Here is a 13,646-nt window from a genome sequence, read left to right as displayed (position 1 = left end):
ATTAAACATTAAAAATAGAAAAAATACCGTATAATGTGTGCGAGGTGTTTTATATGTTAAATGAAGCTAAATCATTTATTCAAACAATGTATAAAGAATTAAATTATAACGAAAATACTATTTTAAAACGAATTAATCAGATAGAAACACAAATAAACTTAACTGGTACGTATAAACATACTAACGAGGAACTTGTATATGGTGCTAAGATGGCTTGGAGAAATTCAAATCGTTGTATAGGCCGTGCATTCTGGGACTCATTAACCGTCAATGATGCAAGACATATCCAGACTGAACAAGAATTTTTAGATGCAATAGAAAATCATATTCAATTCGCTACAAATGGAGGGAAAATAAAACCATGTATCACTATTTTTGATGCTCAACATCCTCCAAAAATATATAATAATCAACTTATCAGATATGCAGGTTATGAAGACGTAGGTGACCCTTCCGAACTAAAAATCACACAATTAGCCGAACATTTAGGTTGGCAAGGCAAACATACAGATTTTGACATTTTACCTTTAATTTATAAAATTCCTGGTGAATCGTTAAAGTTTTACAATTATCAACCTGAAATGATAAAAGAAGTGCCTATTACCCATGATCGTTTTCCAAAATTAGAAAAGCTTGGGCTAAAATGGTATGCCGTACCAATTATATCTAACATGGACTTAAAAATTGGTGGAATCACATATCCAACCGCGCCGTTCAACGGCTGGTACATGGTAAATGAAATTGCGGTGCGAAATTTTACTGATTCATATCGCTACAATTTACTAGAAACCGTTGCAGAAGCTTTTGAATTTGATACACTAAAGAATAATTCTTTTAACAAAGATAGAACGTTAGTCGAATTGAATTATGCAGTATATCATTCTTTTAAAAATGAAGGCGTATCAATGGTTGATCATCTAACTGCGTCAAAACAATTTGAAAGATTTGAAAAAAACGAACGGAAAAATGGAAGAGATGTAACCGGAAAATGGTCTTGGTTGGCACCATCTTTATCTCCAACTTTAGTATCTAATTACCATCACGGGTATAAAAATGAGATGAAAGAACCGAATTTCTTTTATAAAAAACAATCATCTGTTTCTGGGTGTCCTTTCCATTAATTTTTAACACATATATACAAGGGGTAACGTCACATGAAATTATATTATTTAGGTCCAAAAGGAACATTTTCATATTTAGCGGCAAAACAATATCTATCAGAATCTGAGTTCGAATATACGTCTAAATCTAATTTGTATGAAGTCGTTACTGCTGTCTCAGAAGATAATCATAGTATTGCTGTCGTGCCCATCGAAAATTCAATTGAAGGTACAATCAATATTGTTGCCGATGCCTTAACACAACAAAATATTTATGCACAGGGAGAAATACATTTAGATATACAATTTGCTTTATATGGCCCTGAAAATGCAACAGTCAATGATATATCAAAAGTTTATTCAATAAGCCCAGCAATTAGTCAAACGAGCCAATATATACAACAACATAAGTTCACATATGATTATGTAGATAGCACGATACAAAGTTTAGAAAAAATAACCAACCAAGTGGGTGCAATCGCACCTTTAGGTAGTGGGGAAACTTATGGCTTTCAACCTATAGAACAAAACATTCAAGACTTCCCTCACAATGTCACACGTTTTTTAGTCGTAAGTAACCAGCCACAACATTCGGACAATGCTAGTGACACAATGTTACTCATTACACCACAATTTGATAAACCAGGTTTACTTGCAAGTATTTTAAACACTTTTGTGCTTTTTAACATCAACTTATCTTGGATTGAGTCTAGACCTTTAAAAACACAGCTGGGCATGTATCATTTTTTCGTCCAAGCAGATACTGGTTTAACAGAAGCGTTATCGAAAGTCATTAAAATCTTGAACACTTTAGATTTTCAAGTTACAATCATTGGATCTTTCAATAAGTTAAATCACGATTAATCAGAAAGTAAAATTCAAAAACTTATCATGATATGATACTTCAAAAATAATAGAGCCTGAGACATTTAATTGTCTCGGGCTCTATTATTTTTGATTTATTTTAATGGTAATGGTTTGGTAATATCTATACCTAATACTGGTGGTACTAAGAAATAAACTACTAACACAATAACAATAATACTCAACAGGTTAACCCAAAATCCAACTGACGCCATTTTTTTAATGCTAATCCTTCCAGTTCCAAATACAATAGCATTTGGTGGTGTGCCAACTGGTAACATATAAGCACAATTAGCGGCCATAGCAGCAGGTACCATGAGTAGTAGCGGATGTACATTAACTGCAACTGAAAGTGTTGCAAGTATAGGTAAAATCATAGTCGCAGTAGCTGTATTCGAAGTTATTTCTGTTAAAAACAACACAAATATTGTAATGACAAGAACGATAATTAATGGACTAACGCCTTCAATCAACTTTAATTGTTCACCTAACCATTTCGCTAAGCCACTCTCTGAGATACCTTTAGCAAGTGCCAAACCTCCACCAAATAAAATGAGTACGCCCCATGGCAAGTCTTTGGCAACATTCCAATCAATAATTCGCGTATGTTGTTCTTTATTTTTAGCCGGTATTAAAAATAATAATACAGCTATAAACATGGCAATTGTACCGTCTGCCACTTCTGAGGTGAACGACCAATTTTTCAATAAGAATTCTCTACTAATCCATAACAAACTTGCTAATATAAAAATTGCTTGTACCACTTTTTCTTCGTATTTCATCTTTCCTAACTCATCTAATTTTTTCCTAATTAAGTTCTGACCGCCTGGCAGTTCTTTCATATCATGTTTAAATGCAACATAACGTAGATACAACCATACTAAAATCAATAGTACAATGACTGTAGGTACGCCAATGACCATCCATTTAGCAAAGCTTATTTCCTCACCAAATGCAGATTGATATTGGCCTTTAAGGATAATAAGTGGAGGCGTTCCGATCAAAGTTCCTAAACCACCAATGGTTCCTGCATACCCAATGGCTAACACTAGCGATTGTTCAAATTTACTGATGCTTGTAGCATTCATTTCTTCCCCTTTTAAATCATTTGCTTCTTTAATAATCGCTAAACCTATCGGTATCATAATCATCACAGCTGCAGTATTAGAAACAAACATAGATAAGAATCCTGTCGCTATCATAAAACCTAATAAAATCTTTCCAGTACTTGTACCTAGAATACTAATGATTGTTAAGGCAACACGTGTATGTAAATTCCATCTTTCCATAGCAATAGCTAATATAAATCCACCTAAAAATAGAAAAATAATATCATTACCATATTGAGCAGATACTTCTTCTGGGCTAAGTACATGTCCAACAGGCAATAAAATTAATGGCAACAAACTAGTTGCAGCAATTGGTATTGCTTCAGTAATCCACCAAATAGCGATCCAAATAGTAATCGCTAATACAAAAACGCCTTTATACGATAAATTTTCAGGTTCAAAAGTTAACAATGTCAAAATAAATAGTAGTGGCCCTAAAATCAACCCTGTAAGCTGTCCTGCATTATAAGATTTATTTTTTTTAGAAAAAAATGTTAAATACTGCGAACGCCTATATTCCCCTTTGTTTATATTATTCATAATGATTCCCCCCGATTTCAATTACTTTCTGAATTTTCTTACTTTATTACTCTTTAACATAATATAATTTCTATTAAATTACAATATGTTTTATATTGTGTTTTAATTCAGAACTACTAAAATAAAGAATCATTATTTTATATTTATTTTTTTAACGCTTATATTTTCCTGATTTGAGAGATACAAATCTTCTATATCTTTTAAATAAAGTCTTTGCTGCTTATTGTCATAATAATTCTGTGCTATAAATATATTGTTGTGTTTTACGTTATTATAGCTTTGCACTCGAATGGCATCTTTAGACATATGACCTATAAAGTGATTATGATAAATATTTAAATTACTTCCAGATTGCGTTGGTCTTGCCTTACCTGTGAGATCTTGTGCATTTTTTCCATCTTTCACTGCTAAAAATCGAATCCCTCCTCCACAATTTTTAAATATATTATCATGGATAAAAGTATCTTTTGATTTTAAAGGGGTCAGTGCGTATTGGTTGATACCTTCAAATGTATTAAAACGAATGTGTATATTTTCGTAAAATTGATTAAATCTACTCGCATGAGATCCAATTGCTCTATTCCAAGCACCCATCGTTGGTGTCTTTGAATTTCCAAAATAACAATTTTCAATTATTACATTTTTAGTTATCGTACCATCCGTGGCACCAAATTTTGGGAAAGCACCTTTTACTTGTATATCAATTTGTACCGCTTCTGAAAATAACCTTTCTCCTTTATCGTCTTTAAATCCTAAAAATTCGCAACCATTTATATATAGGCCATTAATGCCGCATGCATCTATTGCATGACCTCCAACAACATCTTTAAATGTTACACCTAAAATTTGAATATTTTGAGCATGCCCCATGCACATTGCTGTATTGTTATATGGATACTCATAACCATTCATATCCAATGTTCCACCAGCAATGCAGATTTCACTATTACCTTCATATCCATAATAAGATTTCAGCCATCTACCATTTTTCAATAAAGTATCTTTGCCTACTCTTTTTAATACTGCTTCGTCGTCCATTATCAAAGTAGTTGAATCATATATTACCAACGGTCTACGAATATGATACTCTCCCTTGGGAATATAAATTGTTATGTTTTTATGTTTTCTAGCGTATTTTAACGCTTTTTGAATCGCGCGTGTATCTGCCCATCTATGCTTACCTTTTAGGCCGAACTGCATTGCATTAATTATCATTAGTAATTCTTCCTCCTCACTTAATACTTTATAATAAACTAATAGTTCGTTTTTCAAACGCTTTAAATGCACCTTTAATGATTTATGTACTTAGTATATAATAACTATAATCTTAATTTTGGGAGTGTTACATTAGATGAAAAATAGCGCGCTTATTATTGTTGACTATTCAAATGATTTTGTTGCTGATAATGGTAAATTAACTTGTGGCCTTCCGGGTCAACAAATTGAAAGTTATATTGTTGAAAGAATTGAAGCATATAATAAGAAACAGGCTAATATCTTTTTTCTTATGGATTTACATTATGAAGAAAATAGCTATCATCCAGAAAACAATCTTTTTCCACCTCATAATATAATTGATACCACTGGAAGAGAACTTTATGGTAAAGTAAATGATATTTATCAAAATATCTTATTTAATGATCATGTGCATTATTTAGATAAAACACGTTATGATTCATTTTGTGGTACGCCCTTAGACATTATGTTACGTGAACGCAACATTACGCATTTAGAAATTGTTGGTGTATGTACAGATATTTGCGTGCTGCACACCGCAATCTCTGCTTACAATTTGGGATATGCTATTTCAATTTCTCATAAGGGTGTCGCTTCTTTTAATCCAACAGGGCATCAATGGGCATTAGATCATTTTAAAAATTCATTAGGTGCTGAAGTAGAATAACAATAGAAAATCATGATAAAATAAAATTAACTAAAAAATTAAGGAGAATTAAAACATGGCAAAAACTTATATTTTCGGTCATAAAAATCCAGATACAGATGCAATCTCATCAGCTATTATTATGGCAGATTTTGAACAACAAACAGGAAATACAGACGCAACACCTTATCGTTTAGGCGAAGTAGGACCTGAAACTCAATATGCATTAAATCATTTTAATGTAGACACACCAGAATTACTTAGTGATGATTTAAATAATCAAAATGTTATCTTAGTTGACCATAATGAATTCCAACAAAGTGCTGATACAATTGATAAGTCATCAATTCAACATGTCGTTGACCATCATAGAATTTCAAACTTTGAAACTGCAGGACCATTATATTACCGTGCTGAGCCAGTAGGTTGTACTGCAACAATCTTATACAAAATGTACAAAGAACGTGGTTTTGAAATCAAACCTGAAATTGCTGGTTTAATGATTTCTGCTATCATTTCAGATAGCTTACTATTTAAATCACCAACTTGTACACAAGAAGATATTGACGCTGCTGAAGCTTTAAAATCAATTGCAGATGTTGACTTAGAATCTTATGGTTTAGAAATGTTAAAAGCAGGTGCTTCAACAACTGACAAAACTGCATCTGAGCTATTAAATATGGATGCAAAATCATTTAATATGGGTGACTATATTACACGTATCGGTCAAGTTAATACTGTAGATATTGATGAAGTATTCCAACGTCAAGAAGAGTTAGAAAAAGCAATGTTAGAAGTAAGTACAAATGAAAAATATGATTTATTTGTACTTCTTGTAACTGATATCATCAACAGTGATTCTAAAATTTTAGTTGTTGGTGCTGAAAAAGATAAAGTAGGCAACGCATTCAACGTTAAACTAGACAATAATACTGCATTTTTACCAGGTGTTGTATCTCGTAAAAAACAAGTTGTACCACAAATTACAGAAGCTTTAAGCTAATCTCATACTTTATCAATATATAACACTATATAGTAAAAACTTAAATAGTTTACTATATAGAAAAACTGGGACATAATAATAATTATGTTCCAGTTTTTTATCCATCTTTTTAAACTATCTAAATCATCAATATACTAGGAGGAATAATATTTGAATTCAATAGAACAATCTTTCCACAATAGTAAACAATATTTTAATACTCATGAAACCAAATCACTTAAATTTAGAAAAAAACAACTCAAACAGTTAAGTAAGAGTATTAAAAATTATGAAAATGACTTACTTGAAGCTTTTCAAAAAGATTTAGGTAAAAATAAAGTAGAAGCCTACGCAACTGAGATTGGCTTTACATTAAAAAATATTAAATCAGCTCGTAAAGAACTAAAAAATTGGGCCAAAACCAAACAAGTCAATACACCCTTATTTATGTTTCCTACCAAAAGTTACATTATGAAAGAACCTTATGGCACAGTGCTAATTATTGGACCTTTTAATTATCCATTCCAATTGTTAATAGAACCGTTGATTGGTGCAATTGCTGCAGGAAACACTATAATACTAAAACCCTCTGAATTCACACCGAATGTATCTGATGTCATACAGCAAATCATTTCCGACGCCTTTGATCCTGAGTATATTAATATCATTCAAGGAAATGCTGATATAACTCAGTCTTTACTTCATTTACCTTTTGATTATATTTTCTTCACAGGTAGTGAGCAAGTTGGACGCATCGTATATAGTGCTGCAAGCAAAAACTTAACGCCTGTAACTTTAGAATTAGGTGGAAAGTCACCTGCAATCATTGACGAAAGTGCAAATATTAAAGTTGCAAGTGAACGTATTTGTTTTGGTAAGTTTACAAATGCTGGACAAACTTGTGTTGCACCGGATTACTTACTGGTAAATCGTAAAGTAAAAGATGAGCTCATCAGTGCATTAAAAAAGACAATAACTGAATTTTATGGTACAAATATTCAAGATAGTCCAGACTTTGGACGTATTGTAAACAAAAAACATTATCACCGTTTAAATGAATTGTTAAATATTCATCACCCTGAGATTACTTTTGGTGGTCAAACTGATATTGATGAAAATTTTATTGCACCTACTATCTTAGACGGTACTACTTTCGATTCAAAAATTATGGAAAATGAAATTTTCGGACCAATTTTACCTATTATAGTTTACGATGATTTTGACGAAGCAATTGATTTAATACGTACTAAACCTAAACCACTTAGCCTTTATTTATTTAGTGAAGATGAAAACAGTTCAGAGAGAATACTAAATGAATTATCCTTTGGTGGTGGTGCAATCAATGATACCTTAATGCATTTAGTAAACCCTAATTTACCTTTTGGTGGTGTTGGTGCTTCCGGTATAGGAAAATACCATGGAAAATATTCTTTTGATACTTTTAGTCATGATAAATCATATATTTTTAAATCTACAAGGTTGGAATCAAGCCTATTGTTCCCTCCTTACAAAGGAAAATTTAAATATATTAAAGCATTCTTCAACAAATAATATTTTAATATAGTAAATCCCGAAAACTAAGCTAAGTTTTCGGGATTTTTATCATTTATTTTATTTTAAAAACTGAACACAAACACCTTCTGGTGCATTTTTGTTGTCATCTGCTTTCTCTAATTTTCCAGTAACTTTGTCTCTCTTAAATACAACAACTTCATAATCACCCTCTTGATGGGCGCAAACTAAGAAGTCATCTGATCCAGTAATATTAAAATCACGAGGAAATGCTCCTCCACTTGCTACTATATCTACGAGTGAAATTGTTGAGCCATTGTCTCCAAGTTTGAAGATAGCAATACTATCATGTCCTCTATTACTAATATATAAGAACTTTTGATCGTGAGATAATCTTACTGCAGCTAACTTGGTTGCACCTTCAAAATTTTCGGGTATTGTTGCATGGCGCTCAATTTCTGAGAATTCACCATTTTCGTATTCCATAACACTTACAATATTTGATAATTCGTGTACAACATAAGCGATTTTCCCATTTTCATGGAAAGCAATATGCCGTGGTCCATCTCCTGGCTCAAAGTCATATACTGCATATTCACTGTATCCATTATCTCCAAATTCATACGTTACAATCTTATCTGTCCCTAAATCCATAGCCACCACATATTTTTCATCTGGTGTTATACCAAGGTAATGGACATGAGGTTGTTCTTGTCTTTCTAAAGGACCTGTTGGGTAATCATGTGTTAACTCTTGAATTAAACGAATAACTTCACCAGTAGTCGGATTCGCTTCATAAATACGAGCCAGTCCTGCACCATAAACTGCTTCAAAAATGTATTTTCCATTTGGCGAAACTGAAACATAACATCCGCTACCTTTTGTTGAAGCTAAACATTTATTAATAAAGCTAATTTTGCCATCTTGGTCTATTTTAAAACTTGCGATACCACAGTCTTCGCCTTCACGTGTGACAGCATATAAAAATGAGTCATGCTGATTCACGTATGTTGATGCTTCTAATTCATAACCTGTTTCTACCTCAACAATCGTTCCTGTTTGTTCATCTAATTCGAAACGGTAAATGCCCTTCCCCTCTTTTTTCGTATATGAACCGATATATCCTACTGTAGTCATGTAAACCCCTCCATATAATGATACTTTCATTTTAATAAATATTAATGCTAAATGACAATATAATGGTTTTAGTGCTAATACGCGATTATACATCATCTCATTGTAACCTATATGACAAAAATAACTTTTACTTTTATTAAACTAATTTATCTTAATTAAACATATCATTTTCTAGCTTTCACTTTAATTATTATCTGCTTTCTTTTATAAATCAGGTCAGTTTTCAGACGTTACGCTAACATTTTATTAAATATTGAAAAATAACTTGCAATAATACGAACAAATGTTCTATTATTGAATTGAGGTGATTAGATGCTTTCAAATGAATATAATAATAAAGAAACTGATTATAGAAAAATACCTAGGGAAAAATTAAATCCTAATATTCCACAAGGACGCGGAATGGTTAAGTGGGCACCATTTGCAACGTTACCCGAACAATTTGAGGCAGTACAACAACATATCATTGATCAAAATAAAATTGACCGTCCTATTTTATCAGACGATCAATTAAATGAACTTAATATTCAACTACATCAAGCACTACATGCAAATATACCAGTGGATATCGAATATTATAAGAATGGTTGGCTAGAATATATCACATTGGAAATTAAAAATATTGATATGCTTCATATGTACTTAGAGGGATATCCACTTGCCAATTCAAACACAATAAAGCTATCACTTTTTGATATCACAAACATAAACCTAAAGCATCAACCAACATCGTACTAAAAGTCAGTTATTGCACACATGTCATTCGCAGTCCTTCGACTGCATAAGCCTCCGTAGCATCTGCTTTCGGCAGCTCTTTTACTTTGGTTCGCAGTCTTCCGACTGCATAAGCCTCCGTAGCATCTGCTTTCGGCAGATGAACGGAGGCTAAAAAAAAATAGAACACTTAAAAGTGTTCTATCAGTAATTAATTATTAGATTCGATGTCTGAAACGATTTCTTTTGTTTTATTTTCGATATCTTCAAAGTCTTTTTTGAAGATATAAGCGAATACAACAGCACCTATTCCTGCTGCTAAAGATACAGTAAGAATTGTACCGAATACAAATTTAAATAAACCTTTAATAAAATTCCACATTCTGTTTCACCTCAATAATTTATTAACATGTCTAACAATTATGATAGCATACTTAAAGACATCAATAAATATATACCCTTTTTCAAATAAATTATTCTAAGGATTCATAATATAAAATTACATTATAAATATACTAAATAACCATTATAACTTAAATAGTTTGAAAAGAATTGGAATTTAATAACCATTTGAAGTAAACATGATACTACTATAAAATAATCATTAGATATTAATTACCCCACCAAGTTGATAGAGCATCTCTTAATTGTCCATAGTAATTTAACATAATCATCACCTCATTCAACTAAATTAAGATTTAGTTTTAAAAGTTAATTTTATGATAACTTCCACAGAACAGTAATACAATTAACATGACGTTACAATGAGATAACATTATTGTAAGGTTACACTTAACATAGGAGTTTTTTTATGCAAAAAGTACAATCAGATATTTTAACGCACCGAGGATCACATTTTGATTTAGGCGTCAAAACTGCTAAATGGATGCAGCAAACACCAATGCTAAAAAATAGAGAAAAAGAATGGAAAAAACGCATGCCTAGATTTGATATAAATATTAAAGAAACATATGAAATTTTCCAAATATATGCCCCACAAATTTGGGAAGAAATAAAAGGTATGCAAGAAGTTTTGAATCTCCCTACCAAACAAATGATATTAAACTTCGGACATTACCGTTTTACACCATTAAAAAATAGCGGTTGCACTGTCTTTTTAGGAAATGATTACATGGTACGCAATTACGACTACCATCCTGCCACTTATGATGGACGATATTTATTATTTCAACCAAATGATGGTGGTTTAGCACAGGTTGGGCCAACTTCGCGTGTAACTGGAAGAATGGATGGAATGAACGAAGCTGGGCTGTCTATGGGTTACAATTTCATGCACCGTAAACATCCTGGAGACGGTTTTGTATGTTATATGATAGGTAGAATTATTCTACAGTATTGTAAAACTGTACCAGAAGCAATACAACTATTAAAGGAAATCCCACATAGAAGTTCATTTAGCTACATTGTTATGGATAAAAATCTAGATCATGCAATTATTGAAGTTACACCCCGTTCAATTAACGTGCGCTATGACCAAACTTGTACGAATCACTTTAAATTATTAACACATGAAAATAGAAATTATACAGCAGAATCAGAGGCGCGTTTAGAACGGCTTATTAAACATAAACCAGCACACCTAAATAAAGCAGAAGCTTTTAAATTATTTAATAACCCTCAATATAACATTTATAGCAAGCTTTTTAGAAGTTGGTCAGGAACAATACATACGAGTATGTATGAACCACAGACTTTAACTGCATATATTGCAATCGGTGAAAATAAACATCCGACCAAAATAAACTTTGCAAACTGGCTTAATGGACAAGCTTTATCTGCAGACACACTTTTTGGTCAATTAGATACCGAATTAACCTTTGCAACTTATTAGACTATACAAAAGGAGTGAAACAGAGATCTAATTTTATTAAAAAGATTTTATTGTCTCTCTCCTAGCAATGATGATTAAAATCGAAAAAAAGTACAAAATGAGTGCCTGGGCTGAATCTTATACATAAGGCTCACTAACAATATGAAAAAATCTGGGACGAGTCAATGATGTCCCAGATTCTATAAAAGTAATTAATCAATCACTATATCTCCGTCAGTGGTATATAACTCTAAAATATTATCCCCATTTCCTATTTTTTGATTCACAAAATGCTTATTGTTAACTTTTTCATCTCCATGAAATGGATATAACTTTAGAAGTGTATTTTTCGGCGCCGCTTTATAACTAATATTAATATCACCTTTTTTAGCAGAAGCCTTAAAATTTGAATCGATTTCTGTATTAGATAAGTTTATGCTTCCATTATTTACTAATAACACAGACGCTTGGATAAGAGTATTTTCACTATTTATTCTGGCATTTTCAGTTTTAATATTAGCATTATTTATTTCACTATTTTTAAACGTTATAGCTGAATTTAGTCCTTTATACCTTAACTTTTCAAACTTAGATTCATTTACAAACACCTTACCTCCATTTTTATGCTTTTTTGAAAAATCTGCATCATTTACATTTAATTGTTTAACCGTTATAGTGTTATATTTACTTGAAACATGCAGTTCATTTAATTTTTCTTTAGGTAAAGTGATAATTAAGTTATCCTCAAAGTTTCTAAAAGGATTGTAATTTAAACCATAATGGTTTTCTAGTTTTTCAGTCTCTTTAACTTTCAACGTTTTATCATGATTGCTAATATCAAGATTTCTTTTACCTTTATATCTCACTGACGTTTTATCTCCAGCTTTAATTAAAACTTTACAATTTTCAGTTAAAACATCCAAATTTTTAATATCTTTAGAATCTAATACTTTATTAACACTATTTAATTTTTCATTTTGCTTTTCAAAACCGAACCATGTAACACTTCCTAAAAGAAAGCACGTTATAAATAAAGTTAATCCACCTAAAAATAACCGCTTCATAAATCTACACTTCCTTTAATTGTTCGGATATTCCATCTTAAATATTTTAAAATTAAACGATAAACAAGTTGAGCTAGTTTAGCTATAATTACAAATAAAAAAATACCTAACCCTGTAAAAGAAAAAGCAAAAAAATAATTACTTATCGCAAGACTAATCATGTGATTCAATAATCCATGAACAATTAACAATATAGGGCTAATAGTTAAGAAAAACGCAACGAGTAATAAGCCACACATAAATACAGCTAATATTACCATAGGTATCAAAATAATAACTAATGACAAAATCCCCATACCTAGAGAAGCCATTATTGCTCTGACAATATTTTTAGTACTTGGTCTATATTCGGCAGATACAATAGCATTTTTTGCCATTATCTGTTTACCAATCTGCTTTGGCGATTCTAAAGCTCCAATGATTTGGTATTCATTTTTCCCATTGTTTTCTTGTTCAAAAAAATACTGCTCATATTCATACATCACTTTATCTCGTTCATTTCGAGGTAGGTTTTCTAATTCTTGTTCTAACGCATTTAAAAATGTGATTTTATCCAAGTTATCTACCGCCATTCAAATTGTAAGATTTCATCTATTTCTATTTCAATTCAAAACATGGCAAACCGATAAGGCATGTCATTACCAAATTTAATAATACAAATTTCAACGCTCTAATTTCATCATTTCTATGTATAACAAACACTTTAATATATTCATCATCTAAATGTTGCGTTAAGATTATTAAGTAAACATAATCTAACATATCAAAGATTCAATGATTAAATATAATAAATTTAATGTTTAAATATTATTAGTTAAAAACTAATATCAAAAAGTTATGTAATCCAATGTTGTTTTACACTATTCATACTAAATTAATATAGCATAATCATAGTCAAGTCCAGACTCCTG

13 protein-coding genes are annotated in these 13,646 nt (G+C 31.3%); 7 read left to right on the top strand and 6 right to left on the bottom strand.

Annotation, left to right across the window (positions count from 1 at the left end; genetic code table 11):
- Positions 1-53 precede the first annotated feature (53 nt).
- Together KA833_RS10380 and KA833_RS10375 are read left to right on the top strand one after the other, a co-directional pair.
- Positions 54-1,121, top strand: coding sequence for a nitric oxide synthase oxygenase (locus tag KA833_RS10380; protein ID WP_046207977.1), 1,068 nt, complete (start codon positions 54-56; stop codon positions 1,119-1,121).
- 33 nt (positions 1,122-1,154) lie between these two features.
- Positions 1,155-1,964 carry a prephenate dehydratase gene (locus tag KA833_RS10375; RefSeq protein WP_046207978.1) on the top strand — a complete coding sequence of 270 codons (810 nt, stop codon included), beginning with the start codon at positions 1,155-1,157 and terminating at the stop codon, positions 1,962-1,964.
- Positions 1,965-2,059: 95 nt separating this feature from the next.
- Here KA833_RS10375 and KA833_RS10370 read toward each other — a convergent pair whose 3' ends face one another.
- Both KA833_RS10370 and KA833_RS10365 read right to left on the bottom strand, forming a co-directional pair.
- Entirely contained in the window at positions 2,060-3,613 is a 1,554-nt protein-coding gene (locus KA833_RS10370) for an SLC13 family permease (RefSeq protein ID WP_046207979.1), read from the bottom strand.
- Between the two features lie 132 nt (positions 3,614-3,745).
- Positions 3,746-4,828: a glycosyl hydrolase family 28-related protein gene (locus KA833_RS10365; RefSeq protein WP_107525774.1), complete on the bottom strand. Its 1,083-nt coding sequence runs from the start codon at positions 4,826-4,828 to the stop codon at positions 3,746-3,748.
- A gap of 136 nt (positions 4,829-4,964) precedes the next feature.
- On the opposite strand from KA833_RS10365, the gene KA833_RS10360 reads away from it, so the two are divergent.
- The 3 genes from KA833_RS10360 to KA833_RS10350 all read left to right on the top strand — a co-directional run bounded on the left by KA833_RS10360 (position 4,965) and on the right by KA833_RS10350 (position 8,028).
- A complete protein-coding gene (locus KA833_RS10360) occupies positions 4,965-5,516 on the top strand; it encodes a cysteine hydrolase family protein (RefSeq protein ID WP_046207981.1) in 552 nt (183 codons plus the stop codon).
- A gap of 55 nt (positions 5,517-5,571) precedes the next feature.
- Entirely contained in the window at positions 5,572-6,498 is a 927-nt protein-coding gene (locus KA833_RS10355) for a manganese-dependent inorganic pyrophosphatase (protein ID WP_046207982.1), read from the top strand.
- A 150-nt stretch (positions 6,499-6,648) separates the two neighbouring features.
- On the top strand, positions 6,649-8,028 hold the full coding sequence (locus KA833_RS10350) for an aldehyde dehydrogenase (RefSeq protein ID WP_210128663.1): 1,380 nt from the start codon (positions 6,649-6,651) through the stop codon (positions 8,026-8,028).
- A gap of 60 nt (positions 8,029-8,088) precedes the next feature.
- Here the strand turns inward: KA833_RS10350 and pglS are convergent, their stop codons facing one another.
- Positions 8,089-9,126 (bottom strand): 6-phosphogluconolactonase, encoded by a 1,038-nt coding sequence (gene pglS / locus KA833_RS10345; protein ID WP_046207984.1) that lies wholly within the window; start codon positions 9,124-9,126, stop codon positions 8,089-8,091.
- A 312-nt stretch (positions 9,127-9,438) separates the two neighbouring features.
- Between pglS and KA833_RS10340 the strand changes: the two genes are divergently transcribed.
- On the top strand, positions 9,439-9,864 hold the full coding sequence (locus KA833_RS10340; RefSeq protein ID WP_064209731.1) for a YolD-like family protein: 426 nt from the start codon (positions 9,439-9,441) through the stop codon (positions 9,862-9,864).
- A gap of 187 nt (positions 9,865-10,051) precedes the next feature.
- On the opposite strand, the gene KA833_RS10335 is transcribed toward KA833_RS10340, so the two are convergent.
- Positions 10,052-10,222 (bottom strand): hypothetical protein, encoded by a 171-nt coding sequence (locus tag KA833_RS10335; protein WP_019469577.1) that lies wholly within the window; start codon positions 10,220-10,222, stop codon positions 10,052-10,054.
- Between the two features lie 429 nt (positions 10,223-10,651).
- Between KA833_RS10335 and KA833_RS10330 the strand changes: the two genes are divergently transcribed.
- The gene (locus tag KA833_RS10330; RefSeq protein ID WP_107365327.1) at positions 10,652-11,692 is read left to right on the top strand and encodes a C45 family autoproteolytic acyltransferase/hydrolase; all 1,041 of its coding nucleotides are present in this window, start codon (positions 10,652-10,654) and stop codon (positions 11,690-11,692) included.
- 191 nt (positions 11,693-11,883) lie between these two features.
- Here KA833_RS10330 and KA833_RS10325 read toward each other — a convergent pair whose 3' ends face one another.
- Together KA833_RS10325 and KA833_RS10320 are read right to left on the bottom strand one after the other, a co-directional pair.
- Positions 11,884-12,735 (bottom strand): DUF4097 family beta strand repeat-containing protein, encoded by an 852-nt coding sequence (locus tag KA833_RS10325; RefSeq protein ID WP_210128664.1) that lies wholly within the window; start codon positions 12,733-12,735, stop codon positions 11,884-11,886.
- The gene (locus KA833_RS10320) at positions 12,732-13,292 is read right to left on the bottom strand and encodes an HAAS signaling domain-containing protein (protein ID WP_210139554.1); all 561 of its coding nucleotides are present in this window, start codon (positions 13,290-13,292) and stop codon (positions 12,732-12,734) included. Before KA833_RS10320 ends, KA833_RS10325 begins: the two co-directional genes overlap by 4 nt.
- Between the last annotated feature and the right edge of the window lie 354 nt (positions 13,293-13,646).

This window comes from Staphylococcus sp. GDY8P67P, assembly GCF_017892545.1.
GTDB classification, from domain to species: Bacteria; Bacillota; Bacilli; order Staphylococcales; family Staphylococcaceae; genus Staphylococcus; species Staphylococcus ureilyticus.
Note: the sequence above shows the minus strand (reverse complement) of the source record. Positions and strands in the feature narration are given on the sequence as shown.